The 26,821-nt window shown below is 41.9% G+C and carries 27 protein-coding genes, 1 tRNA gene and 1 other annotated feature; of the genes, 2 read left to right on the forward strand and 26 right to left on the reverse strand.

Features of this window, described 5'->3' with window-relative positions; all coding sequences use genetic code 11:
- Positions 1-5: 5 nt before the first annotated feature.
- Both ACIQYG_RS01815 and hemA read right to left on the reverse strand, forming a co-directional pair.
- Positions 6-836, reverse strand: a complete 831-nt coding sequence (locus ACIQYG_RS01815; protein WP_048688893.1) for a cytochrome C assembly family protein — start codon at positions 834-836, stop codon at positions 6-8.
- 10 nt (positions 837-846) lie between these two features.
- Positions 847-2,193 (reverse strand): glutamyl-tRNA reductase, encoded by a 1,347-nt coding sequence (gene hemA, locus ACIQYG_RS01820; RefSeq protein WP_402835229.1) that lies wholly within the window; start codon positions 2,191-2,193, stop codon positions 847-849.
- Between the two features lie 252 nt (positions 2,194-2,445).
- Here hemA and ACIQYG_RS01825 point away from each other — a divergent pair, with 252 nt between their 5' ends.
- On the forward strand, positions 2,446-2,928 hold the full coding sequence (locus ACIQYG_RS01825; protein WP_402835230.1) for a LiaI-LiaF-like domain-containing protein: 483 nt from the start codon (positions 2,446-2,448) through the stop codon (positions 2,926-2,928).
- A gap of 54 nt (positions 2,929-2,982) precedes the next feature.
- On the opposite strand, the gene yihA is transcribed toward ACIQYG_RS01825, so the two are convergent.
- From yihA to ACIQYG_RS01930, 21 genes are all read right to left on the reverse strand, one after another.
- Positions 2,983-3,564, reverse strand: coding sequence for a ribosome biogenesis GTP-binding protein YihA/YsxC (gene yihA / locus ACIQYG_RS01830; protein WP_034308918.1), 582 nt, complete (start codon positions 3,562-3,564; stop codon positions 2,983-2,985).
- The gene (lon, locus tag ACIQYG_RS01835) at positions 3,561-5,882 is read right to left on the reverse strand and encodes an endopeptidase La (protein ID WP_402835231.1); all 2,322 of its coding nucleotides are present in this window, start codon (positions 5,880-5,882) and stop codon (positions 3,561-3,563) included. The genes yihA and lon overlap by 4 nt, the downstream gene beginning before the upstream one ends.
- A 254-nt stretch (positions 5,883-6,136) precedes the next feature.
- Entirely contained in the window at positions 6,137-7,807 is a 1,671-nt protein-coding gene (lonB, locus tag ACIQYG_RS01840) for an ATP-dependent protease LonB (RefSeq protein ID WP_402835232.1), read from the reverse strand.
- Between the two features lie 182 nt (positions 7,808-7,989).
- Positions 7,990-9,258 carry an ATP-dependent protease ATP-binding subunit ClpX gene (gene clpX, locus ACIQYG_RS01845; protein WP_402835233.1) on the reverse strand — a complete coding sequence of 423 codons (1,269 nt, stop codon included), beginning with the start codon at positions 9,256-9,258 and terminating at the stop codon, positions 7,990-7,992.
- A 430-nt stretch (positions 9,259-9,688) separates the two neighbouring features.
- Positions 9,689-10,981 (reverse strand): trigger factor, encoded by a 1,293-nt coding sequence (tig, locus tag ACIQYG_RS01850; RefSeq protein WP_034308928.1) that lies wholly within the window; start codon positions 10,979-10,981, stop codon positions 9,689-9,691.
- Positions 10,982-11,164: 183 nt separating this feature from the next.
- Positions 11,165-12,199 carry a tetratricopeptide repeat protein gene (locus tag ACIQYG_RS01855; RefSeq protein ID WP_402835234.1) on the reverse strand — a complete coding sequence of 345 codons (1,035 nt, stop codon included), beginning with the start codon at positions 12,197-12,199 and terminating at the stop codon, positions 11,165-11,167.
- 165 nt (positions 12,200-12,364) lie between these two features.
- A complete protein-coding gene (leuD, locus tag ACIQYG_RS01860) occupies positions 12,365-12,964 on the reverse strand; it encodes a 3-isopropylmalate dehydratase small subunit (RefSeq protein WP_098370052.1) in 600 nt (199 codons plus the stop codon).
- 28 nt (positions 12,965-12,992) lie between these two features.
- Entirely contained in the window at positions 12,993-14,402 is a 1,410-nt protein-coding gene (gene leuC, locus ACIQYG_RS01865) for a 3-isopropylmalate dehydratase large subunit (RefSeq protein ID WP_402835235.1), read from the reverse strand.
- Between the two features lie 70 nt (positions 14,403-14,472).
- On the reverse strand, positions 14,473-15,585 hold the full coding sequence (leuB, locus tag ACIQYG_RS01870; RefSeq protein WP_402835236.1) for a 3-isopropylmalate dehydrogenase: 1,113 nt from the start codon (positions 15,583-15,585) through the stop codon (positions 14,473-14,475).
- Between the two features lie 15 nt (positions 15,586-15,600).
- Positions 15,601-17,136 (reverse strand): 2-isopropylmalate synthase, encoded by a 1,536-nt coding sequence (locus tag ACIQYG_RS01875; RefSeq protein WP_402835237.1) that lies wholly within the window; start codon positions 17,134-17,136, stop codon positions 15,601-15,603.
- Complete coding sequence (ilvC, locus tag ACIQYG_RS01880; RefSeq protein ID WP_048688871.1) at positions 17,123-18,151, reverse strand: ketol-acid reductoisomerase; 1,029 nt, start codon at positions 18,149-18,151, stop codon at positions 17,123-17,125. Before ilvC ends, ACIQYG_RS01875 begins: the two co-directional genes overlap by 14 nt.
- Positions 18,152-18,198: 47 nt before the next feature.
- A complete protein-coding gene (ilvN, locus tag ACIQYG_RS01885; RefSeq protein WP_402835238.1) occupies positions 18,199-18,711 on the reverse strand; it encodes an acetolactate synthase small subunit in 513 nt (170 codons plus the stop codon).
- A 3-nt stretch (positions 18,712-18,714) separates the two neighbouring features.
- A complete protein-coding gene (gene ilvB / locus ACIQYG_RS01890) occupies positions 18,715-20,430 on the reverse strand; it encodes an acetolactate synthase large subunit (protein ID WP_402835239.1) in 1,716 nt (571 codons plus the stop codon).
- 116 nt (positions 20,431-20,546) lie between these two features.
- Positions 20,547-20,805: a binding site (T-box leader), on the reverse strand.
- Positions 20,806-21,113: 308 nt separating this feature from the next.
- Entirely contained in the window at positions 21,114-21,398 is a 285-nt protein-coding gene (locus tag ACIQYG_RS01895) for a M15 family metallopeptidase (protein WP_402835240.1), read from the reverse strand.
- 23 nt (positions 21,399-21,421) lie between these two features.
- On the reverse strand, positions 21,422-21,631 hold the full coding sequence (locus ACIQYG_RS01900; RefSeq protein ID WP_402835241.1) for a M15 family metallopeptidase domain-containing protein: 210 nt from the start codon (positions 21,629-21,631) through the stop codon (positions 21,422-21,424).
- A 146-nt stretch (positions 21,632-21,777) separates the two neighbouring features.
- Positions 21,778-22,053: a GNAT family N-acetyltransferase gene (locus tag ACIQYG_RS01905; RefSeq protein ID WP_402835242.1), complete on the reverse strand. Its 276-nt coding sequence runs from the start codon at positions 22,051-22,053 to the stop codon at positions 21,778-21,780.
- A 664-nt stretch (positions 22,054-22,717) separates the two neighbouring features.
- A complete protein-coding gene (locus ACIQYG_RS01910) occupies positions 22,718-23,071 on the reverse strand; it encodes a YidH family protein (protein WP_402835243.1) in 354 nt (117 codons plus the stop codon).
- 42 nt (positions 23,072-23,113) lie between these two features.
- Positions 23,114-23,287: a hypothetical protein gene (locus tag ACIQYG_RS01915; protein ID WP_164855104.1), complete on the reverse strand. Its 174-nt coding sequence runs from the start codon at positions 23,285-23,287 to the stop codon at positions 23,114-23,116.
- Positions 23,288-23,469: 182 nt separating this feature from the next.
- On the reverse strand, positions 23,470-23,748 hold the full coding sequence (locus tag ACIQYG_RS01920; RefSeq protein WP_034308952.1) for a 2TM domain-containing protein: 279 nt from the start codon (positions 23,746-23,748) through the stop codon (positions 23,470-23,472).
- 146 nt (positions 23,749-23,894) lie between these two features.
- Entirely contained in the window at positions 23,895-24,251 is a 357-nt protein-coding gene (locus tag ACIQYG_RS01925; protein WP_402835244.1) for a GIY-YIG nuclease family protein, read from the reverse strand.
- 18 nt (positions 24,252-24,269) lie between these two features.
- Positions 24,270-25,025, reverse strand: coding sequence for a DUF2087 domain-containing protein (locus ACIQYG_RS01930; protein WP_402835245.1), 756 nt, complete (start codon positions 25,023-25,025; stop codon positions 24,270-24,272).
- 203 nt (positions 25,026-25,228) lie between these two features.
- Between ACIQYG_RS01930 and ACIQYG_RS01935 the strand changes: the two genes are divergently transcribed.
- Positions 25,229-25,552 carry a hypothetical protein gene (locus tag ACIQYG_RS01935; protein ID WP_402835246.1) on the forward strand — a complete coding sequence of 108 codons (324 nt, stop codon included), beginning with the start codon at positions 25,229-25,231 and terminating at the stop codon, positions 25,550-25,552.
- A gap of 90 nt (positions 25,553-25,642) precedes the next feature.
- On the opposite strand, the gene ACIQYG_RS01940 is transcribed toward ACIQYG_RS01935, so the two are convergent.
- From ACIQYG_RS01940 to ACIQYG_RS01950, 3 genes are all read right to left on the reverse strand, one after another.
- On the reverse strand, positions 25,643-25,843 hold the full coding sequence (locus ACIQYG_RS01940; RefSeq protein ID WP_402835247.1) for a hypothetical protein: 201 nt from the start codon (positions 25,841-25,843) through the stop codon (positions 25,643-25,645).
- 218 nt (positions 25,844-26,061) lie between these two features.
- Positions 26,062-26,135, reverse strand: a tRNA-Arg gene (locus tag ACIQYG_RS01945).
- 173 nt (positions 26,136-26,308) lie between these two features.
- Positions 26,309-26,821 carry a metallophosphoesterase gene (locus tag ACIQYG_RS01950; protein WP_402835248.1) on the reverse strand — a complete coding sequence of 171 codons (513 nt, stop codon included), beginning with the start codon at positions 26,819-26,821 and terminating at the stop codon, positions 26,309-26,311.

Genomic DNA, 26,821 nt, shown 5'->3' on the forward strand with positions numbered 1-26,821 from the left:
TCCTCCTATGTATTCCAAAAGTGGAAGGTTGAAAGGCTTCCGAAAAGGAAAAAGTTAATTAACACAATCATGAAAGATCCAATATTCAGAAAGGCTAGCGTCCTTCCATACATTTGTTTCCGAATTTTCAAGTATAAAAACACACTGTAAGCAATAAGCAAAATAAATGAGCCGATGATCTTCATGTCCAGCCAGGATACCCCCGGGACTTTTATATAAGCCCATTGAATCCCCAGGATAAGGGAGACCACTAATAATGGAACACCTATAACTGCGAGGACATAAGACATATGCTCAAGCTTTGTTAAATCGCCGAGTCGAAGCAGGCGTTTTCCCCACTTCTTCCGTTTCAATAAATCATATTGAATTAAGTATAAAAGTGAAAAAACGAAAGAAAGCGTGAATGCCCCATATGATAGGATGGCAAAAGTGATATGTATGAGCAATAGCTCTGAAACCAGGCGCTGTGCAAGCACTTGAGATTCTATCTGAACAGGTGCAAAGGTATGGATGGCCATAACCATGAAACCTAATACATTCGTAAAAAAGACCGTAAAATCGACTCTTAGCAAGCGGTTAATGATTAAAGATAGCGATATGAGGACCCATGCATAAAAATATAAGCCTTCAAAAATCGTCAATACCGGGAACCTTCCCGTTTTCAACACATACAGAAACAAAAAAATTGTTTGCAGTACCCAAACAATAGAAAGCAACCAGAAGGCGACCCTGTTCGCCTTCTGGTTATTATTAAGGAAATCAATAAAATATAAAAGCATACTGATGGCATACAACAAAACAGTGGCTTCATGCAATCTTGTCATTAGTAATTCCATATCTACCTCATTACTGGACAGGAACTGGATTCAATAGGGATGACTTGGAGCTGTTCCGTTCTTTTTCATCCGCAACCAGCTGGTCTTCAATCAATTCCTCTAAATGGAAGATTTTCACGAAATTATTCAATTGCTCTTTTGCATTCGGCTCATCTGCCAGCTCTTTTGCATAAAGAATCGGATCTTTCAACAGTTGGTTGATGATGCTTTTCGTATGCTTGTTCAGGACTTTTTTGTCACGTTCGCTTAAATGCGGAAGCTTTCTTTCGATGCTTTCCATCGTTTCCTTCTGTATTGATAGGGATTTTTCCCGTAAAGAAGAAATGACGGGAACCACACCAAGCAAATTAATCCATTGGTTGAAGTCCACAATTTCTGATTCGATCATCAATTCTATTTTCTCGGCAGCTTTTTTACGTTCTTCGATATTGGCTTGCACGATCCCTTCAAGATCGTCAATGTCATACAAGAAGACATTTTCCAGCTCACCCAATGTTGGATCGAGGTCACGCGGCACTGCGATATCGACCATGAAAATAGGACGGCCTTTACGGAGCTTATTGACGAATGACATCATTTCTTTTGTTACAAGAAGATCTTTTGATCCAGTTGAAGTAATCAGGATATCAGCATCCACTAAAGCGCATTGCAGCTCTTGAAGCTGTTTCGCCGTACCATTGAATCTCTCGGCCAGGTCGACCGCTTTCTGGAAGGTGCGATTAATGACTGTAATGCTGTCGGCGCCATTGCTATGCAGATTTTGAATGGCCAGCTCACCCATCTTACCGGCCCCAAGAATTAAGACATTCTTGCCGTTCAGGCCACCAAAGATTTTTTTTGCAAGCTCGACTGCCGCATAGCTGACGGAAACGGCATTGGTATTGATTTCGGTTTCCGAATGAGCTTTTTTAGCTAATGTAAGGGCTTGCTTGAAGAGATGGTTAAAAACGGTGCCGATCGTATCTTCCTTCTGCCCTAACAAATAGCTTGAACGTACTTGTCCCAAAATCTGAGTTTCTCCCAGTATCATGGAATTCAAGCCGCAAGTAACAGAAAATAAATGCTCGGCAGCCCCATCGCCTTCATAAATGAACAGATATTTAGAAAATTCTTCTTTATCGATATTAAACCATTCCGAAAGGAATTCCTTAATATAATACCTGCTTGTATGGAGCTGGTCACCGACCGCATATATTTCCGTTCTGTTACATGTTGAAATAATAATATTTTCCAAGATGCTTTTTTTATTTTTAAGAGCTTTCATTGCCTCGGCAAGTTCGGCTTCGTTAAACGATAGTTTTTCCCGAATTTCTACAGGGGCAGTTTTGTAATTTATACCAACCGCTAGAATATGCATCCTTTTGTTTTGCACCCCCAAAATTTTTCATGTAAATTTATTATACCATGTACTAAAATGGATTCACGCAAATAATATGAACAGTTTATGAAAACGTATGCTACCATGAAAAGACAGCCAAAACGCCTGAATGCTACAAAAGGTGTCTAAGCGGGATTTGTAAGTTACATACATATTTCGACATTGTGTACAAAAGTACCATATCAAAAATGGCAAAAAACTTCAAGTAATCGAACTGCATAGGAGGATAAAATGAAAACGCATCGTATTTTCCCAGGAATCGTTTTAATCGGTTTCGGGCTCTATTTTTTTCTTGAACATTCCCAAATCGAAATCTTTCCAGGCTTTTTCAGCTGGCCCACTTTATTATGTATAGTTGGTGCCGCCTTCCTGATTCAGGCATATAGCGGTAATGACCATGAGTCCATCCTGCCAGGCGTCATCTTACTGGGATTCGGTTCTCACTTCCACATCGCCGAGAACCTGGAGATTTGGCCGGATAATATAGGTATCTTTATTTTAATCATCTCACTGGGATTTATTCTCCGGGCACGTAAAACAAATTCTGGAATGTTTCACGGGATGGTAATATTCATCGTCTCGATCACATTCTTATTCTATGATAAAATCACAACGTCTTTCGGGATTGTTGAAACAAGCACCGCGAACATCGAAAGGTTTTGGCCATTTGCCTTGATGGCGATCGGCATTTATTTTCTGGTTCGAAAAAAGTGAAAATTACCGATTCCATAATAAAAGGGTATTCCAGATGCGGAATACCCTTTTCTTTTACATATATTTCTTAAGGACGCCCCATGCTTGTTCCTTACCTTCGCCTGTTTCACCAGAGAATAGAAGCAATTCATCTTCTTTTTCCATATTTAACGTTTGGCGCGTGATTTTCAAGTGTTTCTGCCATTTGCCTTTTGGAATTTTATCCGCTTTGGTGGCAATGACAATCCGGGGCAAGTCATAATGCTTCAGGAATTCATACATTGCGATATCATCCTTTGTCGGCGGATGACGCAAATCGACGATCAGAAGCGCAGCGCGGAGCTGGTCACGGGAAGTGAAGTACGTTTCGATCATCTTCCCCCAAGCATCACGCTCCGTCTTGGAAACTTTTGCATAACCATAACCCGGTACATCCACAAAATGGAGTGCTTCATTTATGATATAAAAATTCAAGGTCTGCGTCTTACCCGGTTTAGAGGATGTTCGCGCCAAGTTTTTTCGATTGATCATTTTGTTGATGAAACTGGATTTCCCAACGTTGGAACGGCCTGCCAAGGCAAATTCCGGTATTGGAGTATTGGGATATTGTTCAGGCTTCACGGCACTGATGACAATATCTGAACTCGTTACTTTCATTCGTTCACACCTACCAATGCATGCTCAAGGACTTCATCGACGTGTGAAACTGGAACAAAAGTTAATGCTTTACGGACACTTTCCGGGATATCATCAATATCCTTTTCGTTATTTTGCGGGATGATGATTTTCGTAAGTCCTGCGCGATGGGCCGCTAAAGATTTTTCTTTAAGCCCGCCGATCGGAAGAACCCGTCCGCGTAATGTAATTTCGCCTGTCATGCCTACCTCTTTTCTGATCGGCCTATTTGTAAGGGCCGATATTAACGCTGTTGCAATCGTGATCCCTGCAGAAGGGCCATCTTTTGGGACCGCGCCTTCGGGGACATGAATATGAATATCATATTTTTCATGGAAGTTCGCATCAATCTGAAGCTTCTCGGTTTTTGAACGGACAAAACTGAAAGCGGCCTGGGCTGACTCTTTCATTACATCGCCAAGCTTTCCTGTCAGGATCAGCTTGCCTTTACCTGGTGATAAGGAAACCTCGATTTGCAGTGTATCGCCACCTACCGACGTGTATGCTAAACCATTAGCTACACCGACTTGGTTCTCGACTTCCGCCTGTCCATAATGGAACATGGTTTTCCCTAAAAACTCCTCGACATTCTTTTCAGAAATGACGACCCGCTTTTTATCTCCGGACACGATGATTTTTGCAGTCTTCCGACAGATGCCTGCAAGCTGTCGATCCAGACTCCGAACACCCGCTTCCCGAGTATAGTAACGGATGATTTTTGTAAGAGCTTCCTCACGGATTTGCAGTTGTGTCTTCAATAAGCCATGGTTTTCAAGCTGTCTAGGCAGCAAGTGATCCTTGGCTATATGAAGTTTCTCTATCTCAGTATAACCTGCAATCGAAATGATTTCCATACGATCTCGAAGCGGGCCGGGAATCGACCCCAAATTATTCGCCGTTGCGACGAACATGACTTTAGAAAGATTGTAGGTTTCTTCAATATAATGATCACTGAAATTATGATTTTGCTCTGGATCGAGCACCTCCAGCATCGCTGCAGATGGGTCTCCCCTAAAGTCATTGGACATTTTATCCACTTCGTCCAGTAAAAAGACCGGATTGATCGTTCCAGCTTTTTTCATGCCTTGAATGATCCGTCCCGGCATCGCCCCTACATATGTGCGGCGATGTCCGCGGATTTCTGATTCATCGCGCACCCCACCTAAAGAAATACGGACGAAATTCCTATTCAGGGATGAAGCGATCGATTTAGCCAAGCTGGTTTTCCCGACCCCTGGCGGTCCCACCAAGCAAAGGATCGGTCCCTTCAATGATTTGGTCAATTGCTGTACGGCCAAATACTCTAGCACTCGCTCCTTCACCTTTTCCAAACCATGGTGGTCTCGGTTCAGGATTTTTTCGGCTTTATGAATATTCAAGTCATCTTTGGTCGCTTTGGTCCAAGGAAGAGAGATCACCCATTCGATATAATTGCGGATGACAGAACTCTCGGCTGAACTCGAAGGAACTTTTTCATAACGGTCCAATTCCTTTAATGCCGTTTCTTTGATATGCTCAGGCATATCCGCTTCTTCTATCTTTTCGTTTAGGACCTCAATTTCCCCTGTTTTTCCTTCTTTATCGCCCAATTCCTTTTGGATCGCTTTCATTTGTTCTCGTAAATAATATTCCTTTTGAGTCCGTTCCATCGATCGCTTAACACGCTGGCCGATCTTTTTCTCGAGAAAAAGAACTTCTTTCTCGTTATTGATGATCTCGATTACACGGCTTAGACGCTTTTTCATATCAATGGTCTCAAGCACTTCTTGCTTCTCCTTCAATTTCAAAGGCAAATGGGAAGCGATTATATCCGCTAATCGCCCAGGCTCTTCAATATCCGAAGTGGACGAAAACGTTTCACCGGTTATTTTCTTGGACATTTTTATGTATTGTTCAAAATAATCCAGTAGAGTGCGCATTAATGCTTGATGTTCAGCATCCTTTTCATCACTGTCTTCATATATTTTAATCTTGGCACCATAATGTGTCTCATAATCGTAAAATTCAATGACTTCTGCGCGGTTCAACCCTTCCACCAACACCCGGATTGTACCATTCGGAAGCTTCAACATCTGTTTTACCTTTGTTAAAGTTCCCATTGTAAATAAATCTTCTTCACCTGGTTCGTCCAACGAAACATCTTGTTGTGTCGTCAAAAATATAAGATGGTCTTCCACCATTGCTTTCTCAAGGGCTTGTACCGATTTATCTCGGCCTACATCTAAATGAAGTACCATCGTTGGATATACAAGCAGTCCTCTAAGCGGCAGGAGGGGGACGATGATTTCTTTATCAGTCATTTCCTGACACCTCCATCTAATTAGTATCGTCGTTGTAAACTATTTACCCATGTTCTCAACCTTTTAACAATTCTATCCTATTTATATAGAAGTGTCTATTCGTTTACCTTAACACGTTTCGACTGCTATTATTATCTCCAATATTAGATAAAAAAGCACGTCGGAATGCGTGTTTATTTTTACGTCAGGATTGTCGGGAACGCCAGTATGGTCCTTAAAATGCCCCGGTTCAGTTTTTAGCCGGGGCATTTCCTTTATACACTTTCTTTTTTTGATAGGTCCAAGGTTGTAAGGATTTGTTCCGACATCAATTCTTTCTTCAGTGCCTGATCCAGCACTTCTTTCACATTCGAAACCGGAATGATTTCTATATCCTTGATTTCAGATAGAAGCGGCTGCATGTTTTCGGCTGGGATGATTACTTTCTTAGCCCCGGCAAGTTTTGCCGCTTTGATTTTCGGAATGACACCGCCGATCGGTTTAACCCCGCCATGAATGCTTATTTCCCCAGTCATCGCCACGGTATGGTCAACAGGGATTTTATATATGGCCGAGTATATGCCTGTAGCCATTGCAATTCCTGCAGAAGGGCCATCCACTGGACTTCCGCCCGGAAAGTTCACATGGATATCGAATTGATCGGCAGGCACTCCCATCGATCGTAAAACCGTAATGACATTTTCAATCGAGCCTTTCGCCATACTCTTACGGCGAACCGATTTGCCACTCCCGCCGCCAATACTTTCCTCCTCAACGATACCGGTAATGTTTATCGAACCTTTTTCATCAGAGGCGGCCATGACCGTAACCTCGATTTCCAGCAATGCCCCGGAGTTTGGTCCATAGACTGCAAGGCCGTTAACAAGGCCTATTTTTGAATTCGATTCTATTTTCCTGTCCATTCTTTGGGTCAGCTGGCTGCTATGGGCCATCCAATCTATATCTTCTTCCCTGATAAAAGTCCTGTTTTCATTAATTGATATTCCTGCAAGGGTCTGAATCATGTTGACCGCTTCCCTGCCATTTCGGGCATAATCCGAAATCGATTGCAAGCCTTTTTCACTGATGGTGATCCCCACTTTATCTGAGGCATTCTTAGCCACGGTGATTATTTCTTCCCGGTCAAGTTCACGGAAAAACACTTCTATGCATCTTGAACGTATCGCAGGCGCTATTTCATTTGGCGTTCTTGTAGTGGCTCCAATCAACCTAAAGTCTGCCGGCAGTCCATTTTTAAAAATATCATGGATGTGAGTGGGAATATTTTGATTTTCCTCTTGATAATAAGCACTTTCCAGAAAGACCTTACGATCCTCCAATACCTTTAACAGTTTATTCATCTGTATGGGATGAAGCTCCCCTATTTCATCTATGAACAGCACGCCTCCATGAGCATTGCTGACTGCACCCTGCTTTGGCTGCGGAATGCCGGCCTGTCCCATTGCCCCGGCACCTTGGTAAATTGGATCGTGCACAGAACCAATGAGCGGATCGGCAATCCCTCGTTCATCGAACCTGGCTGTGGTGGCGTCCAATTCGACGAAAACAGCTGAATTCTTAAAAGGGGACTTGCCATTTTTCTTCGCCTCTTCCAAAACAAGTCTGGCAGCCGCGGTTTTCCCTACCCCAGGAGGACCGTAAATTATCACATGCTGGGGATTCGGCCCACATAAAGCAGCTTTTAAAGATTTAATCCCATCTTCTTGACCGATTATTTCATTAAATGTGCTTGGTCTAACTTTTTCTGCCAATGGCTCTGTTAACGAAATCGATCTCATCTTCCGTAATTGGTCCATCTCCTTACGTGAATCACGGTCAATGGAAACTTTTTGTGTCCGCTGGCCTTTCAATAAGTTCAAAAAATACAATCCAATAATAATCCCAAAAAACAGCTGGATAAACAACGCCAATCCTGTCCAATTCATCGTATTCCCTCCTGCACTCTCCTAGTTTGTCATTTCTGTTAGTATCTCCTTTGGAAGGGCGAAATTATCCAAGAAATTCGTGTTGAAAAATTGGCGTTTTTATCCTGAGTAACAACAATTTGAGAAAAAAGACAAAGAAAAAGACTGCCAGATGAACTGGCAGTCTTTCTTTTCCTTATAAATCAAGCAGATGTTTTCTTTTCCTGTCCTTTGACGGTTGTACCGTCTTTAAGGACGAGCTTTGGAGATTCATTTTTCGAAATCGTGCTGCCTGTGATTACACATTTTGCAACATCATCACGTGAAGGCAGATCGAACATCACTTCAAGAATGATGCCTTCGATGATGGATCGCAGACCACGTGCACCAGTTTTGCGTTCAATTGCCTTTTTAGCAATTTCACTTAGCGCTTCCTGTTCGAATTCCAATTCAACATCGTCAAGCTCAAGTAGTTTTTGATATTGTTTAACAAGGGCATTTTTCGGTTGTGTAAGGATTTCAATCAAAGCAGCTTCATCCAATTGCTCAAGAGTCGCAATTACCGGAAGACGTCCGATGAATTCCGGAATTAATCCGAAACGAAGCAAGTCTTCAGGAAGGACTTTGGAAAGCAATTCTTTTTCTGCAACATCATCCTTTTTCACGTCAGAGCCAAAGCCAATGACTTTTTGACCAAGACGGCGTTTGATGATCGGTTCGATGCCATCAAAGGCACCGCCGCAGATGAACAAAATATTGGTCGTATCGATTTGGATGAATTCCTGATGTGGATGTTTACGTCCACCTTGAGGCGGAACGCTCGCAACCGTTCCTTCAAGGATTTTCAATAAAGCTTGTTGCACACCTTCACCAGACACGTCACGTGTAATAGAAGGATTTTCCGATTTACGGGCAACTTTATCGATTTCATCAATGTAAATGATGCCTTTTTCCGCTTTTTCCACATCGTAATCAGCTGCTTGGATTAATTTTAGAAGGATGTTTTCAACATCTTCCCCAACATATCCAGCTTCCGTCAATGAAGTGGCATCAGCAATGGCAAAAGGAACATTCAGTAATCGTGCCAATGTTTGCGCAAGAAGGGTTTTCCCGCTTCCCGTCGGTCCGATTAGGGCGATGTTACTTTTAGAAAGTTCAACATCGTCGACTTTGCTATTGGAATTGATACGTTTATAATGGTTATAAACAGCGACAGCCAAAGATTTCTTCGCCTGTTCTTGTCCAATCACATATTCGTCAAGAATTTCTCGGATTTCCATAGGTTTAGGAACATCTCTGAATTCTACTTCTTCATCAGTTCCAAGCTCTTCTTCGACGATCTCCGTACAAAGTTCTATACACTCGTCACAAATATAGACACCTGGACCAGCAACCAGTTTACGGACTTGTTCTTGTGTTTTACCGCAAAAAGAACATTTTAACTGTCCTTTTTCATCATTAAATTTAAACATGTACGTTCACCCCTTTAAATACTCTTCCAACTCTATTACATAGCGGGTACCTAATCGTAAAGAAAAAACTAGGCACACATCTGCTTAAACATTCCAAAATCCCTAGTATGTTTTGCATTTTATCATGTTCTTGGAAGTTTAGTAACAAAAATGCTCACGGTCCGAGTTGTTAAATAAGTACAATAATCAATCAATATGTATTTGCCCTTTACCAGCATGCCCAAAACTTTGGATTTTTAAAAGCAGGATTTGCTGTATAAATATGTATATGCGGTATTAGAACTAATCTACACCGAAATCCCAAAAAAATCAATCAGGAAATAACCGATATTTAAAATTTACACGAATTCTCAATATGTATAAAACAAGGCACGATTACTCGCGCCTTGTTTTTTTAAAGGTAATATTTTAATCTACTTATTTATAAAAATTATTTTGCGTCAACTGTTTTGCTGTTTTCTACCAAGAAGTCAATCGCTTTCTTAATTTTAAGATCGCCTTTGATTCCTTCTAAGTTTCCAAGAGCTTGTTTGATCGCGTCAACTTCCATATTGTACATAGTAGCCATTTGTGCAAGTTCAGCTTCTACATCTTCGTCAGTCGCTTCAAGTTTTTCAACTTCTGCGATTGCTTCAAGAGTTAGGCTCGTACGAACTTGCCCTTCAGCTTCTTCTTTCATTTGCGCTTTTAAAGCTTCTTCGTCTTGACCTGAGAATTGGTAGTAAAGTTCCAAATTAAGGCCTTGAGATTGAATGCGTTGAGAGAACTCATTCATCATGCGGTCAACTTCGTTTGAAATCATTGCTTCAGGAACGTCTATTTCTGCACCTTCAACAGCTTTACCAATTACAGTGTTTTGAATGAAGTTTTCTTCTTCATGTTTTTTGTCATGCTCTAATTTATGTTTTGTTTTTTCTTTAAGTTCAGCCAAAGTTTCCACTTCGTCGTCGACATCTTTCGCGAACTCATCATCCAACTCAGGAAGTTGTTTTGTTTTGATTTCGTGAATTTTCACTTTGAATACTGCTGGTTTACCTGCAAGTTCAGCAGCGTGGTATTCTTCAGGGAATGTAACTTCGATATCTTTTTCAGCGCCAGTTTCAAGACCGACAAGTTGCTCTTCGAATCCTGGAATGAAAGAGTTTGAACCGATTTCCAATGAATGGTTTTCTGAAGCTCCGCCTTCGAATGCTTCACCATCAACGAATCCTTCAAAGTCAAGAACGACCGTATCGCCTTCAGCAACTTGTCCTTCTTCTTTAACGACAAGCTCAGCTTGACGCTCCTGCAAAGTTTTCAATTCGTTTTCAACATCTTCGTCAGTTACTTCAGTATTGAATTTTTCAACTTCAACACCTTTGTAATCTCCCAATTTAACTTCAGGCTTAACTGTTACAGTCGCAGTGAAGATCAGGTTTTCGCCTTTTTCCATTTTCTCGATGTCGATTTCTGGACGATCTACAGGCTGAATTCCAGCTTCTTCGACAGCATTTGCATAAGCATCTGGAAGAATGATATCAAGCGCATCTTGGTAAAGTGATTCTACGCCGAATTTCTTTTCGAACATTTGACGTGGCATTTTACCTTTACGGAAGCCAGGTACATTTACTTGTTTCACTACTTTTTTGAAAGCTGCGTCTAAACCTTCGTTTACTTTTGCAGCGTCAACTTCAATTGTTAGTACGCCTTGATTACCTTCTTGTTTTTCCCATTTTACAGACATGTGTTTCCCTCCAAAAATCTATATACTTCAATAATAAGCATTGGATGATTATGCTTTGCAAGTGTTAACAAGTCATCCTTCAAATATACCCCCAAAATATTGGGGAAATCGTCAAAATTAGACGATTATACATTACAACCACTACATTATACCACAGGATTAATCTGTTACAACAGCAATAGCTTAAATAATAGGATAAGAAATTTCTTCAATTTCTTTTATATAGGAAAGAATATCCGCAACGCTTTCCTCATCAGCAAGGTAAAGGCCCGCTAAGTCCCTCACGAAAACTTCCCCGGTCATGTATTCTTCCGCCAAGGCATGGTAGGCAGCTGCCCATGCAGGCAAGCTTTCAGATCCTGGTTCAAAAGGGAACAATAAAAAAGAATGACGTTCAATCAAACTATGGACCATTTCAAATAAGCTCGGATTATCCTGACTGATTTCCTCTTCGGTCAGTCCGGTTACCTTCTTATAGAAGTCCGTCTCCTTCAAACTTTTCAATTCCTTTGGGGTGACCGACTTCGATTGATTGAATTTCCTCACCGTCAATTCCTGTTTATACTCCTGGTCGATAAGGATGTTAAGGAGCATCGTTTTAAAGAAAGGATGTCCCTCATCTTTTTGTAGAAATTCTTCGATTTGAGGGATAAATGGTCGAATATTGATATTCGTGAGTTTTGAAATGACCATGAGCATCTCACTATCCGTTTTCCCTTCAAAAAGTTCATCCTCCTGCATTTCCTCTGAAAGCTGTTGATTTTGCCTTTCCTTCTCCTCTTTTTTATCCTCAAGGGCCCTTTTGCTGAACTGAAGCATCTTTTCGAAATGTTCCTCTTTATCAAAGGGAATTTGGCTTTCTTCAAATAGCAGTTCGATCGTCGTGACCATTTCCTGATGCTCGCCTAATTGCAGCAGTACCATCAAATAAATATTGATCAGTTGAAAATAGTCGCCGATGCCTTTATTCAGCATCTCTATACACAACTCTTTTGACTCCTGGTAATACTCAAGTTCAACTAGTGAGACCACTAGCCCCATGCAAACTTCATCATTTTCGGGCTCATACTCCCTAGCTTGGCTGAAGAGCTGTGCAGCCGCTTTAAAGTTCCTGTTACCAAGCTCATCCAGTCCTTTTACAATCAGCCTTTCACCGAGATTTGGAAAGGCGATAATCTTTGTTTCTCCGGCCTTCTTTTGGTTGTTTTCATCATCCATCCTATTTTCCGCCTCACCGTTCGCTTTTTGAGAAACAGTTTAGCATGTAATAGCTGGAAACACAAAAATTTATATGGCGGATGCACGTCTTTCCTTCTTTTTCCGATAAAAAAAATCCCGCATCCTTTCAAATAAGAAAGGAAAACGGGAAATGACTTTTTTCTATTAAATACTCGATACAGCCTTTTTTTGAGATTCATAGGCTGAAATCTCTTTATCATATTGAAGCGTTATCGAAATTTCATCCCAGCCTTTGATGAGCATTTCCTTCCAATATGGATGAATTTCAAAGCTCGTTTCAAACCCTTGACCATCTTTCAATGTCTGATTGGGAAGGTCGATCGTCAACTCATAATCAGGTGCCGACACCCTCTCCATTAAATAGTTTACTTCAGTCTGGGTCAAAGCGATGGGGACCATGCCATTTTTCATGCAATTACTTTTAAAGATATCAGCATAAGACGGAGCGATGATGATATCGAATCCGTAGTCTTTCAATGACCAAGGGGCATGCTCACGTGATGAACCGCAGCCAAAATTTTCACCTGCTATTAATATGGACGTGTTTTGATTATGGGGCTGATTCAATTCAAAATCAGGACGTTCCTTTCCATTTTCATCAAAACGCCAGTTATAGAATAAAAATTCGCCAAATCCGCTTCGCTCAATCCTTTTTAAAAATTGCTTTGGAATGATTTGGTCCGTATCCACGTTTTTACGGTCAAGTGCCGCCGCTCTTCCTTTATATATAGTAATGGGTTCCATACTCTGCACCTCCGGTTAATTCGTATTCTTATTGGACTTGTTCAGTTCTTTTCAAATTCCTGATATCGACAAATTTCCCATGAATGGCGGCCGCGGCAGCCATAGCCGGACTAACCAGGTGTGTTCTTGCTCCAGCTCCTTGCCTGCCTTCAAAGTTCCGATTGCTTGTGGAGGCACAATGCTCGCCGGCCGGAACCACGTCAGGGTTCATGCTCAGGCACATGCTGCAGCCCGATTCGCGCCATTCAAAGCCCGCAGATTTGAAAATCTCATCCAACCCTTCATCTTCCGCTTGCCTTTTAACGCTTTGTGAACCGGGTACGACCATCGCCCGAACCCCTTTTTGAACAGTTTGGCCTTCGATCATTTCTGCGGCTTGCCGTAAGTCCTCAATGCGTGAATTGGTACACGATCCTATGAATACATGTTGTACGGGAATTTCCGTGATCGGCATGCCTTCCTCAAGACCCATATACTCAATGGCTCGATTCAGTTCCTTAGGATCCATGATTTCCTCTGCGAAGGTAGGTACTTTTCCGTCCACGCCACTAGCCATTCCAGGATTCGTCCCCCAGCTGACCATTGGTGAAATCAGGCTGCCATCGAGAATGATTTCTTGGTCATATACAGCATCCTCATCGCTGGAAAGTGACTTCCAGTCCTGAACACATCGCTCGAACTCTTCTCCTTTCGGCAAATATTTACGACCTTTCAAGTAAGAGAACGTTGTTTCATCAGGAGCTACCAGACCGGCTCTTGCCCCGCCTTCGATCGACATATTGCAAACCGTCATTCTTTCTTCCATTGACATATCCCGGAAAACTTCCCCGCAATACTCAATGATATGTCCAGTTCCGAAATCGACGCCGAATTTAGAAATCACATATAATATGACATCTTTCGCCATCACGCCATGACCAAGCTTGCCATTAACCTCAAGCTTTAATGTTTTGGGTTTTGTTTGCCATAGGGTTTGTGTGGCCAAAACATGCTCGACCTCACTCGTACCGATTCCAAATGCTATCGAGCCAAACGCACCATGTGTAGACGTATGACTGTCTCCGCAGACAATCGTCATCCCTGGCTGTGTAAGCCCTAATTCCGGCCCGATAACGTGAACGATACCTTGATCCGGGCTGTCTAAATCAGCAAGGCGGATACCGAACTCCTTACAGTTTTGCTCAAGCGCTTCTAGTTGTTTCCTTGCAATATCATCCTCGATGAAATAGCGATTAACCGTTGGCACATTATGATCCATTGTCGCGAAAGTACGATCGGGTCTCCTGACTTTGCGTCCTTTTAATCTCAATCCTTCAAATGCTTGCGGAGAGGTCACTTCATGAATATATTGAAGGTCTATATAAATTAAATCCGGTTTATTCTCTTCTTCATTTACAATATGGCGATCCCATATTTTCTCTATTATCGACTTTCCCATCACTATCCCACCTCGATCAATCTTGTATTTTTTTAAAAAACACGGCCTAATGTTAGGCCGTGAAAGAAGTTTATGCGTAAGCTCCCATGATGTTGGAAATGGCTTCCTGGTCTAAAAGATTTGCTTTTATTTCTGCAATCATCTCTGAGGTAGACGTAATGGTTGGTTGGCCATTTGCGATATCGCCTGTTCTCAAGCCATATTCAAGGACCGTTTCCACCGCCTGCTCAACTGCTTTCGCCTCATCTTCCAAACCAAAGGATAGACGCAGCAAGGAAGCCGCTGATAAAATCGTCCCAATCGGATTTGCCAGGTTTTTGCCCGCAATATCCGGGGCAGAGCCATGAATCGGTTCATATAGATTAGGCCCATTTGTTGATATGGAGGCGGAAGGAAGCATTCCAAGCGAGCCAGTCAATACCGACGCTTCATCGCTTAAAATATCACCGAACATATTCTCCGTCACGATAATATCAAATTGTTTCGGGTTTTTGATCAATTGCATGGCTGCATTATCGACAAGCATATGTTCAAGGATTACATCCGGATAGTCCTTGGCAATTTCTTCAGCCGTCTCACGCCACATCCTGCTGGATTCAAGAACATTCGCTTTATCCACGGATGTTACTTTTTTCTTGCGATCCGATGCTAATGAAAAAGCAAGTTCGATGATGCGCTTCATTTCGCTTTTCTGATAGAAAAGTGTATCGACGACCGCCTCTTTCCCTTCTTTTTCAACGCGCTCACTTGGCTTTCCGAAATAAAGGCCGCCAGTTAGTTCCCTGACAATCACGAAATCCACATCTTCAATGAATTCCTTTTTAAGAGGAGAAGATTCCGACAAGCTGGAATAATAGCTGATTGGACGGATGTTAGCATAAAGATTCAAATCTTTTCGGATTTTCAACAAACCTCGTTCCGGTCTTAGGTGCGCAGGCTGGTCATCCCACTTAGGTCCTCCAACGGCCCCCAATAATACCGCATCGCTGTTTTTACAAATCTCCACTGTTTCATCCGGCAGGGGTGAACCTGTGCTATCGATGGCACCTCCGCCAATCTCACCATATTGAAATTCAAAATCGTGTCCATATCTTTGGGCAACGGCTTCGAGGATTTCTACAGCGCCTCTTGTTACTTCTTTCCCGATGCCATCTCCTTGAAGCACCGCAATATTCCTTTTCATCGAAATCTCCCCTTCCTATTGTAATACTGCTTTTTCTTCCAGTTCCTTCATGATGATCACACGGTTCACAGCGTTCAAATACGCTTTGGCGGATGCTTCCAAGACGTCCTGATCAAGACCCCTGCCGCTTGTTTCCACACCGTTATAATCAATTTTCACAAAAACCTGAGCGAGGGCATCCATTCCGCCACCCACCGATTGAATACGATAGTCCAGCAAGTTGATCTCGCTGCCCAAACATCTTTCAAGCGTGTTATATAGGGCTTCTACACTTCCTGCACCAGTAGCCGCTTCCTGGATCTCTTCATTATCGCCTTTTTTCAGTGTGACCGTCGCAGTCGCCGTCTGATGGGTACCATGGGAAATCTGTAAGGAAATCATGTCATAGAAACTGATATCCGTCGCTTTCTCTTCAAGCACCAGCGCAACGATATCTTCATCCGTCATGGTCTTTTTATTATCGGCCAATTCCTTGAATTGGACGAATAATGAGTTCATTTCCTCATCCGTTACCGTAAAATTCAACTCTTGTAATCTTTCTTTGAAAGCATGGCGTCCTGAATGCTTTCCTAAAACGAGTGAATTGGACGAAACCCCGACGAGTTCAGGTGATATGATTTCATATGTCGTTTTTTCTTTTAACACGCCATCCTGGTGAATGCCGGATTCATGTGCGTATGCATTGGCACCAATAATGGCTTTATTAGCAGGAACTTGCATTCCCGTAAGGCGGCTGACCAAATCACTGGTCCTTTTAATTTCATTCAATACGAGACCCGTTTCCGCTTGATAGAAATCTTTGCGGATGTAGAGTGCCATGGCCACTTCTTCAAGTGCCACGTTTCCGGCACGTTCACCAATTCCGTTGATTGTGCCTTCGACTTGCGTAGCCCCGCCTTCGATGGCAGCCAATGAATTGGCCGTCGCCATTCCAAGATCGTCATGGCAGTGTGCGGATAAACTAACTTTATCAATAGAAGGAACATGCTCACGAAGGTATCTGAAAATGTTTCCGTACTCGATTGGAGCTGCATACCCTACAGTATCCGGGATGTTAATGACCTTGGCACCAGCTTGAATGACCGCTTCAACGATTTCAGCCAAATAGTCAAGTTCTGTACGGCTTGCATCTTCTGCAGACCATTGTACGATCGGAAAACGCGCTGCTCCGTACTTAACCATTTCAACCGACCTTTCAATCACTTGCTGCTTCGACATTTTCAACTTATATTCACGATGAATGGGCGAAGTGGCAATGAACGTATGCAATCTTGGTTCTGCACCGCCCCTTAATGAATCCCAAGCTGCATCGATATCCCCTTTTACAGCACGCGCCAGCCCTGTGACAGAGCTGTTTTTGATTTTGCGCGCGATTTCCTGTACGGAGTTGAAATCCCCTTTGGATGCTGCCGGAAAACCGGCTTCGATTATATCAACACCCAATCTTTCAAGCTGATAAGCAATTTCAAGTTTTTCGGTAAAATTCAAATTTACACCGGCGGATTGCTCCCCATCTCGAAGTGTAGTTTCAAATATATTAATTTTTCGCAACGGCTACCACTTCTTTCTCTTTTTGTTGAGGTTTTACGAATGGCATCATTTTTCTTAATTCACGGCCAACCACTTCGATTTGATGTTGGTTTTCACGATTATTGATAGCATTGAAGACCGGACGATTCGCTTGATTTTCCAAGATCCATCCTTTAGCGAACTCACCGTCTTGGATGTCTTTCAAGATCGCTTTCATTGCCTCTTTCGTAGTTTCCGTCACGACGCGTGGTCCAGAAACGAAATCTCCCCATTGAGCCGTGTCAGAAATGGAATAGCGCATGTTTTCCATACCGCCTTCATACATAAGGTCGATGATTAATTTAAGTTCATGCAAACACTCGAAATATGCTACTTCCGGTTGATATCCAGCTTCTGTCAAGGTTTCGAATCCAGCTTTCACAAGGGCAGTCAATCCGCCACAAAGTACAGCTTGCTCTCCAAATAGATCCGTTTCCGTTTCTTCCTGGAAAGTAGTTTCCAAACCGCCAGCTCTTAAAGAACCGATTCCCCGAGCGTACGCAAGTGCCAATTCTCTTGCTTCACCCGTAACATTTTGGTAGATGGCGAACAATGCCGGCACCCCTGCACCTTGTTCATATGTACGGCGTACAAGATGTCCCGGACCTTTTGGAGCGACTAATAATACATCCACGTCTGCCGGCGGAACGATTTGATTGAAATGGACGTTGAATCCGTGTGCGAACATTAACGCTTGACCTGCACGCAATACCGGTTTGATTTCTTCTTGGTATACTTTCGGCTGAGTTTCATCCGGTAATAGGTTCATGATCACGTCTGCCTGTTCAGCTGCTTCTTTCACTGTGTAAACATTAAAGCCGTCTTCCACCGCTTTATCGAAGGATTTACCTTTCCTGATTCCGATGATTACATCTACACCGCTGTCACGTAGGTTTTGTGCGTGTGCGTGTCCTTGTGAACCATATCCGATTACCGCTACCTTTTTATTGTTGAAGAAATTCTCGTTTGCTTCTGCGTTATAATATACTTTTGCCATAATAATTACATCTCCCTTTTCATCATTGTTTTTTTGTTTTGGTTTTTTTATACGATTGTCGCACTCTTAGCGTGTGCAATTTGCATTCCACGCGGGATGGCGGCAGTCCCTGTCCTTGCCAATTCCTTGATGCCATATGGCTTGATCAGTTCAATGAAGGCTTCGATTTTATCCGATTCCCCTGTGATTTGAACTGTCAGGCTATCTTTGCTGACATCAATAACTGAAGCTCGGAAGGGTTCGATGACTGAATAAATCTCGGCTCGGGTTTGCGTAGTCACCATTATTTTAATGAGTGCAAGTTCCCTCGCCACAATCGATTGATTCGTAATATCATATACTTTCAAAACATCGATCTGCTTATTCAATTGCTTGGTGATCTGTTCAATGACAGCTTCGTCATCAACATCGACCACGAAGGTCATCCTTGAAATGCCATCCTGTTCGGAAGGTCCGACAGTCATGCCTTCAATGTTATAATTTCTTTTCGTGAACAGGTTCGTAATCCGATTCAGGACGCCTGGCCGGTTGTTCACGGTGAGGCTAAGAATTCCCTTCATTGATTAAACTCCTTCCATTTCATCTAGCCCTTTTCCTTGTGCTACCATCGGAAAGACATTTTCATTTTGTTTTACGCGGAAATCAATCAGCACTGGACCATCGGTCTTTAACGCTACATCCAGGCAGTTGCTTGCTTCTTCCTCCGTCGTCACCTTGTATCCCGGAATTCCATAAGCATCGGCCAATTTCACGAAATCCGGATGCGATTGAAAAATACTGTGTGAGAAACGGTTTTCATGAAAGAGTTCCTGCCACTGCCTTACCATCCCTAGCGCACCGTTGTTGACGATGATGATTTTGATTGGCAGATTCATTTCGGCAATGACTGAAAGTTCCTGCAGGCACATCTGGAATCCGCCATCCCCCGATATGGAAAGCACCGTCGCTTTCGGATTCGCCAGTTGCGCTCCGAGAGCCGATGGTAAGCCAAAGCCCATCGTCCCCAATCCGCCGGAAGTGACCCATGAATCCGGTTTGTTAAATGGATAGTATTGAGCTGCCCACATTTGATGCTGTCCAACATCCGTCGTAACAATGGCCTCCCCATTCGTTTTTTCATGAAGCATCTGGATGACCCGCTGAGGTTTCAGAACGCCTTCTTCATGGGTATAACGCAATGGGAACTTTTCATTCCATGCAGTCAGCTGTGTAGTCCATTCATCAATTTCCGGTTTCTTGCCATTTTGCGCAATCAACTCCGAGAGTGCTTCCTTGGCACTTCCGACGACTGGAATTTTTGTCGGCACATTTTTACCGATTTCCGCTGGATCAATATCGATATGGGCAACCGTTGCGTGCTGTGCGAATTTCGCTAGATTCCCAGTCAAACGATCATCGAACCTTGCACCGATATTGATTAATAGATCACATTTCGCTAACGCCATGTTTGCTGCATAGCAGCCATGCATACCACCCATTCCGATAAAGAGAGGATGTTCCGCCGGAAAGCCCCCAAGACCCAATAAAGTGTGGACGACGGGAATGCCTTGCTGCTCGACATATTCCTTTAATAGATGGGAGGCCTTTGCATGCAGGACACCTGCCCCTGCAAGAATGACCGGTCTTTTCGCCCCGCTTACGGCCTCAACTAGCTTTCTGATCTGTAAGTAATTCGGCTTGGTCGTCGGCTGATAGCCCGGGAGATTCATTTCTGGCTCCTCATCCGTCGCTACACCTTTTATAATGGCCATATCCTTAGGTATATCGATTAATACTGGACCGGGCCGGCCGCTGGAAGCGATATAAAAAGCTTCTTTTATAATGCGCGGAAGGTCTTCCGGCTTCCTTACCTGATAGTTATGTTTTGTGATCGGTGTAGTAATCCCCAGTACATCGGCTTCCTGGAAAGCATCCGAGCCAATTACACTGGTAGCTACCTGACCCGAAATTACCACTAGCGGTAAAGAGTCGATCATCGCATCGGCCAAACCGGTGACGATGTTCGTTGCCCCTGGACCGGATGTGACTATGACCACCCCCGGCTTGCCGGTAATCCTGGCGTATCCTTCCGCTGCATGAATGGCACCCTGTTCGTGCCTTGTCAAAATATGAAAAAGTTCTGAACTGTAAAGCTTGTCATAAATCGGCAATACAGAACCTCCCGGATAACCAAAGATGACTTCAACATTTTCCTTTTTCAATGCATCCAGCAGAAATTCGGCACCACTATAATGTGTCTTTCCACTTTTCCGATCAGCAACAACTGACTTTTGTGTCATTTCGTAAAAAACCTCCTTCGCTTTTCCACTGAATGTTTTCTTAACATTCAGAATTTTCAGCTTTTTATGCATACAAAAAAGCCTTTTCACCCCAAATGTACTTGCACTCGGCAAGTTAAAGGGGTGAAAAGGCTTGATGAGCCACTCCACGGTACCACCCTTTTTCGCATGAAACTCCATGCGCACTTTGAATAGACTACACTATTCTCTGTTTTGGTAACGGGTACTGGTACGCACCCGTTCAGCTCTACTAGTCTGACGTTCAAGCTGAAACTCCAAGGTGAGTTCATCTTTCGGGACAATACCGGCTCTCAGCTACCCGGCTCTCTGTGACTGCCTTTTTAAAAGACTACTTATCCTCTTCAATGCTTTTCGCATTATTCATATTTTTCGAAACGCTTATGTTTGATGTCTTGTATTTGTGATTATCTTACGTGTATTTCAGGTAGTAGTCAACAGGTTTTTTTAAATTTTTTGATAATTCTAAATTGAAAGATTTGTTGTATCCGCTTACATACCTATCATGGCCACATTCTGCAAAAAAAGTTTTTTCAATTTTTAATTTTTAAAAACATCAGATATCCCATTAAAATCATTCATGTGATAACAAACTTCTCCACTGAAATATTCGTAAACTATCCACATGATGCCAGTCACCAGTATCGGATTTCTCAAATAGCGGATCATCCATTTTCCCTTTCAGCTTCATTTTCACTGTTCGCTGACGCCACTCTTGATACAAGATTCGGCCTCCATCCCTTTTGAAGGTCTCTCGTGGATAAACCGCCTGACATTCCAAGATGCACAAAATCACGGAACCATTCAAAATCCCCTCCCCAAACAAATCCCAGGGATTTTGCTATGGCTGCTACACTTGTCCACTTTTCGCCCTCTGTCCATAATGCCCGCTTGCCGCCATCACTAACAATGACAATGACAAAATCAACAGCAAGGCCATAGTTATGCAAGGATTGGCCTCCTCTGGCATAAGTCACGATTGCTTTGATTTATTCGTTCTGCCTCGTTCATACAATTCATTTTGTTCTCGGAAACTTCGATAACCAGCCGTTATTTGAACAAATATCCCCACTTCATAAGCTAATTTCAACACTTCAAGTATCGTCTCGTTCACGACTGGATTCATACCGCTTCCCATATTTCCCTTTGCACGATTCAATAGGGTTTGTAATTTGATGGCCATCCTGGCACCTCCCCTATATTAAATGCGTGCATACGTAGGCGGAAAGGCTTTACTATTATTTTATTGGAGGTGTGAAGATTATCTAAAAAAATGGTAAAGGGCTGAACACAGGCGATATTAATCATCCCCTAAGTCAGCCCTCTGGTTCATTTTGCCAATACATCCTCGTATTCTGCATTTTTTTCAAATTGTTTTTGAACGAACGAACATACCGGAACAATTTTCAGGTTTTCCTCCCTTGCGAATCCTATTACCTTTTCAACAAGGGAATTCCCTACCTTTTGCCCGCGAAGCTTGTCAGAAACGACGGTATGATCGACCGTGATCTCTTCATCACCTGATTTAAAGAATGTAATTTCCGCTAGTTTCTCACCAGATTCTTCGACAAAAAAAGAACTTTCGCCTTTTTTGATATCCACCATCTCGATGACCTCCTTTTAGTTCCTCTTTATCATATCTCACAAAATGGAAAAATAAACAAATATTTAAAACGTGATTGAAATTGAATAAAGTAAAGTACTCCAAGGGTTATAAAATTAGCATTACCCATGTGAAGTTTATTCACAATCTCATGATGGTTTATGATATTTTTTCAAGGAAGTCAAAAGACAAAACTTGATCAATTTTGCCGCTTATATACCCTTTCACCATGGCTAACGTGCTCAACACTGTATTTAATATAATAAAAAGGTTTTAATTATTCCATTTAGTCGACAAAAGGGGTCCGGAAAACGTATCTTTCATTAAATGATGCTCCCGAACCAACGGACCCAAAGTAGCAATACCTTCAACTCCTTAAGTAACGAAGTTGATTGTAGAGGAAGGCGCGAGACTCCTGCGGGAAGCGAGTGCCTGGACCGGAAATCAACGTCCAAATTGTAACCGCCATAAAATTACAGGCAAACTCGTTTTCTTCGAATTTATATACAGTCTGGATGATTCTTTCATAACCTGAAATACAGTGTTTTTCAAGCTTTCGTTTTTTGTTGGCATTAAGTTAATGGAAGAAATCTTTCCGTAATGATGTAAGAATAAGCATATAATAGCAGAAACTAAAAAAACTGCCCTATTTAGGTTAGGACAGTTTTAAATGAAAACAAAATATAAAATGATCATCGATAACAATATGACCATAAAAACAGCGATTAGAATTACGTGCGCACTTGAAGGCTCAAACGTCCCTTCATTGATTTGCCGTTTCTTCTGAAGATAACCGATTGTCGCCAGAACGGTAATCACAAGTCCCAATGCACAAGCAAACATCCCCAGCACGATGCTGATCAAGTCAATCCGGGCATCCCGATGCACACCAATCGTAAAGTGGAGGCTTGTCGCAAGAAAACCAACTCCAACTATTGCAATCACCGTCCTTATCCACGCCAAGAAGGTGCGTTCATTAGCCAGATGCTGCTGGGCATATTTCAATTGGTTTTTCTCCATGTCATCACCTTAATCGAGCGTTTTTATCAAACGTAAAATCAGTCATCTTTTCAGGAGCGAAAAGGCCCTGAACATTGACCCGACAAACATTAGCCCTGCACCGCCGAGCAATAAATATATACATAGAGTTTTATCAATAACATTCAAAGGATAAAGCAAGGCCCCCAGCGCCATGATTGCCCCTATTCCCGTTATGGTCCATCCTATTTTTTTCATTCGCAACTCCTAAGATTAATTATTATTTAGTGAAGGTCCTCCACGGGTTTCCCCCTTTTTCATAGATAGGTCCCCCATTACTAGCTTAAACCATTTAAAAACTTACAACAAGTGAGATCCACCGATTATTTTTCCACAAAAAAAGAGCCACAAATGACTCCCTGTTTTGAACACGCCAAAATTCAGCCGTTCTTTTTATCCTTTTCCATATATTCTTTTATTTTTCTTTCTTCCCACTCAGACCCGAAGTTCCCTTGCGCAAGAATGGTAATTCCATGTATCAGAACACCAATCCCCCACCCTCCAAGGGGATAAAGGAACCACCAATAACCAGGATCCGTCAATAGGTTAATCGCAATCAACATGACATTCACCAATACATACACCATTAGATGAATGTAGAATGCCTTAAGGTTTTCAACCCTTTTTTTCGCCCGTAGATATCCATCGCCATTTTCCATCCCAGCACCTCCTAATCATTAACACTAAAATATATTACCATCCGCTTCCATAATACCTTACTTTTCATAAAGAAATAAGAAAGAAATGCATCAAAGGTAAATCGGCAGCTGGGAATCAAGGAGAATCTCTAAAGGCTACGTACAAGTCAGTTCGATTTCATTCTATTGTATCCCCGTTCTTCGTATGGCTGTATTTTTTCCAGCCACATTTCTTCAAGTTTTTTCAATTCCCGTTTAGCATCAAAAAATCCTGTTTCTTTTGGCTCCAATACCTCCAGTACCTCAAAAGAAAAAGCATCTTTCCCATATTGGTTCCACTCACCTTGCAGCACTTTATTGGTGTTTGTTCCATTTTCCAATTCAAATTGTTTCCCCTTCAACGTCTTTAAATTCCTGGTGCTTCCGATAAAGACTTTATCATTTACCGTATTTCTGATTTGGTATACACCTGCTTCAACTTTCGTTTCTTTATATAATTGCTTCAGTTCTTTTTTACGATCCATCTTTCTTGCCTCCAGTCATCATTTCTTCAGCCAATATTGGCTCCCATCAGGCTTTCTATCCAAGAATCCATATTCTATTAAATACCTTCTCAATAGGACATGATCATGATAAACGGCACCCAATATTTGATTGATTTCTTTTTCTTCGTATCTCCGCTCATTTTCAAAACGGTTCATAATTTCTTGGAGAATGATCAGCCTTTGTTTTTCCTTTGGCGGGAAAGACTTTAATTCATCCTGACTGCCTTTAGGGAAGTATTTTTTCAGCACATTCACCTTTTCATCCTCGGTAACGTTATAACGATCATCGACCATCCTTGCTTTTTGATGAAGCGGGATAAATGCCGGAGCATGTTCATCTTTACCTTTCAGAAGTTCCATCAGAGCTAAAAACAACTTAGCTTGACGCTCTTTCTCTTTCAAAACAAAACGATGGTTCCGAATGGTGGACGGACTGCCAATCCCCATTTCCTCCTGAACCTCAGCATCATTCTTCCCTTGGTAAAAAAGGCGAAGAAGGCGATTTTGATGGTCCGTGAGACCTGTAAGTTTTTTATCGAGATCAATCAAGTATTCAAAAACGGAGCTGTGCGCATGTTCAATATGAATTCGCATATACCTCTTTGCTTCATAAAGAACACCATCTTTCGGGTATACGATCCCCTTTTCAATTGCATTACCACACAACAAACAAACATATTGATTCTCACCTTCGATGTACCCTTGTTTAAGCTCATCCTGAGATGCGCCCCAAAACATTTCAGCGTCCTTCATAAAACAAACACTTCCCTATAAAGTTTACGATATAATAAACATAATATTAATTTGTTTGTATTATGTCAATATTTTTCTGATTTATTTATAATTCCGGCAAAGCATTTGATCTTGATAGTCAGAAGGGGCTTCATATCATACAGCTGTCAGGCGAATTCGACATCAATTAACTGATTCCCAAGGGACTATGGCGATATAGTATAATGAATAATAAGCGTAATTCCCCCAATAATATGCTATATAAGCGTGAAGAAGCCATAGAGGAGGATATATTATTGAAAGATGAAAACGATGCGATTGTTCCACCAATCCATAACACCGATTTACACCAGGCATTACAACATTTATCTGAACAATTCAAGGTATCACTGCCAGAATTACGCGATACGATTGAATTACTTATACAAAATACGATGCAGCTTAGTGAAGAAGATGATAAAAGTTCACCCGTCGAAGAATTAAAGACGGCTATAATCAAAAACCGTGAAACCATTAAAAAAAATCTCCAAACATTAAATAGAATTTGATATAAAAAAAGGCATCCGATTATGGATGCCTTTTTTCTGCGGAGCGAATGAGATTCCTAATATAAATCCTTCGTTAGAGCTCATTAAGTATTAGCTAGGAACAAACTTAAGTATTCCTTCCAGATAAACAATTTGTTCTTTTCGTTTGCATTCCCTCAACTTGATTCTTCCTTCTTTTTCTAATTCCTTGGCCAATCGGACCACTTCAGTTCCATCTTCGGATATTTCGACTGAGAAGAAATTGCCCCGAGTGGAAGTTTGAATGAACTTGAATAGTCTATCTTTATTCATTTAAACATCTCCTTATTTATAACAAGTTCGACATAAAAGATCATCCACCTGCGACAAATATGAAATAAACTTCTTATCGTTATACGAATATTAACGTTTAAACGATGCAAATCAAAAGGCACCTTTCTTCATTCCATTCCAAATTACTTTCGTTAACTTAAACAGTTCAAAAAGAAAAAAAGCCAAAACCTTAGAAGGTTTTGGCTTTTTTAAGTTAGTGTCCCAGGAGAGATTCGAACTCCCGACCGACGCCTTAGAAGGGCGTTGCTCTATCCAGCTGAGCTACTGAGACGTTTATGATATAAGTTGCGGTAAAACTTATGTATTACCTTAACTGTTCCCTTAGGACACTTCTTATTATAGTAGGATATCAAAAGAAAGTCAACGGTTTTTCATAAAAAGTTTTTTTCTTTTTTTATGACCCAGGAAGCGGGGAAAAACGCTTCCTGTTCATTATACATGAAGTCATTCCATTTGATAAGCATTTCTTAGCTCCTCAACGATTTTTCCTTCAAGGTCATAATAGATGATTTCAAGTTCGTCATTTCCGATATCCAAAATGGCATAGGTTTTCTCATTTCGTCCACGCGGCTGACGTATGCTTCCCGGGTTGATGAAGAGCTTGCCGTCAATCAATTCGGAGCCTGCAGCGTGAGAGTGACCAAAGCAAATAATATCCGCCCCTGTCTCTTCACTTTTATAAGCCAGGTTCATCAAGGTCATATTTATGTTATAGAGGTGTCCATGTGTAAGGAAGAAACGCTTGCCTGCGATGTTCTCCACAATGTCATTCGGATATGCCGAATCATAGTCACAATTCCCGCGAACGGCTAAGAACTCCGACATGTAAGGGTCATTTCTTTCCAACTCTGAATCACCGCAATGGATCATGGCTGCCACTTCTTGTTTATGACGGTCGGTTATCATGCTGATTTCATGAGTTAAGCCATGACTGTCACTCATTATTAGCACTTTCAT

The sequence above is a fragment of the Peribacillus sp. NPDC096622 genome (assembly GCF_044762665.1).
In the GTDB taxonomy this organism is placed as follows: Bacteria; Bacillota; Bacilli; order Bacillales; family DSM-1321; genus Peribacillus; species Peribacillus frigoritolerans_B.

Excerpts from the sequence above, each read along its gene's own strand:
- leuD (WP_098370052.1), bottom strand. The coding sequence starts at position 12,964 with ATGGAACCCATTACTATATATAAAGGAAGAGCGGCGGCACTTGACCGT.
- ilvB (WP_402835239.1), bottom strand. The coding sequence starts at position 20,430 with ATGACACAAAAGTCAGTTGTTGCTGATCGGAAAAGTGGAAAGACACAT.
- ACIQYG_RS01915 (WP_164855104.1), bottom strand. The coding sequence starts at position 23,287 with ATGAAAAAAATAGGATGGACCATAACGGGAATAGGGGCAATCATGGCG.
- leuB (WP_402835236.1), bottom strand. The coding sequence starts at position 15,585 with ATGAAAAGGAATATTGCGGTGCTTCAAGGAGATGGCATCGGGAAAGAA.
- ilvC (WP_048688871.1), bottom strand. The coding sequence starts at position 18,151 with ATGGCAAAAGTATATTATAACGCAGAAGCAAACGAGAATTTCTTCAAC.
- ACIQYG_RS01935 (WP_402835246.1), top strand. The coding sequence starts at position 25,229 with ATGAATAATAAGCGTAATTCCCCCAATAATATGCTATATAAGCGTGAA.
- ACIQYG_RS01940 (WP_402835247.1), bottom strand. The coding sequence starts at position 25,843 with ATGAATAAAGATAGACTATTCAAGTTCATTCAAACTTCCACTCGGGGC.
- ACIQYG_RS01920 (WP_034308952.1), bottom strand. The coding sequence starts at position 23,748 with ATGGAAAATGGCGATGGATATCTACGGGCGAAAAAAAGGGTTGAAAAC.
- ACIQYG_RS01815 (WP_048688893.1), bottom strand. The coding sequence starts at position 836 with ATGGAATTACTAATGACAAGATTGCATGAAGCCACTGTTTTGTTGTAT.
- yihA (WP_034308918.1), bottom strand. The coding sequence starts at position 3,564 with ATGAAAGTAACGAGTTCAGATATTGTCATCAGTGCCGTGAAGCCTGAA.
- tig (WP_034308928.1), bottom strand. The coding sequence starts at position 10,981 with ATGTCTGTAAAATGGGAAAAACAAGAAGGTAATCAAGGCGTACTAACA.
- ilvN (WP_402835238.1), bottom strand. The coding sequence starts at position 18,711 with ATGAAGGGAATTCTTAGCCTCACCGTGAACAACCGGCCAGGCGTCCTG.
- ACIQYG_RS01825 (WP_402835230.1), top strand. The coding sequence starts at position 2,446 with ATGAAAACGCATCGTATTTTCCCAGGAATCGTTTTAATCGGTTTCGGG.
- clpX (WP_402835233.1), bottom strand. The coding sequence starts at position 9,258 with ATGTTTAAATTTAATGATGAAAAAGGACAGTTAAAATGTTCTTTTTGC.
- ACIQYG_RS01910 (WP_402835243.1), bottom strand. The coding sequence starts at position 23,071 with ATGGAGAAAAACCAATTGAAATATGCCCAGCAGCATCTGGCTAATGAA.
- ACIQYG_RS01900 (WP_402835241.1), bottom strand. The coding sequence starts at position 21,631 with ATGGCCATCAAATTACAAACCCTATTGAATCGTGCAAAGGGAAATATG.
- hemA (WP_402835229.1), bottom strand. The coding sequence starts at position 2,193 with ATGCATATTCTAGCGGTTGGTATAAATTACAAAACTGCCCCTGTAGAA.
- leuC (WP_402835235.1), bottom strand. The coding sequence starts at position 14,402 with ATGGGAAAGTCGATAATAGAGAAAATATGGGATCGCCATATTGTAAAT.
- lonB (WP_402835232.1), bottom strand. The coding sequence starts at position 7,807 with ATGAATTGGACAGGATTGGCGTTGTTTATCCAGCTGTTTTTTGGGATT.
- ACIQYG_RS01930 (WP_402835245.1), bottom strand. The coding sequence starts at position 25,025 with ATGAAGGACGCTGAAATGTTTTGGGGCGCATCTCAGGATGAGCTTAAA.
- lon (WP_402835231.1), bottom strand. The coding sequence starts at position 5,882 with ATGACTGATAAAGAAATCATCGTCCCCCTCCTGCCGCTTAGAGGACTG.
- ACIQYG_RS01905 (WP_402835242.1), bottom strand. The coding sequence starts at position 22,053 with ATGGTGGATATCAAAAAAGGCGAAAGTTCTTTTTTTGTCGAAGAATCT.
- ACIQYG_RS01950 (WP_402835248.1), bottom strand. The coding sequence starts at position 26,821 with ATGAAAGTGCTAATAATGAGTGACAGTCATGGCTTAACTCATGAAATC.
- ACIQYG_RS01925 (WP_402835244.1), bottom strand. The coding sequence starts at position 24,251 with ATGGATCGTAAAAAAGAACTGAAGCAATTATATAAAGAAACGAAAGTT.
- ACIQYG_RS01855 (WP_402835234.1), bottom strand. The coding sequence starts at position 12,199 with ATGGATGATGAAAACAACCAAAAGAAGGCCGGAGAAACAAAGATTATC.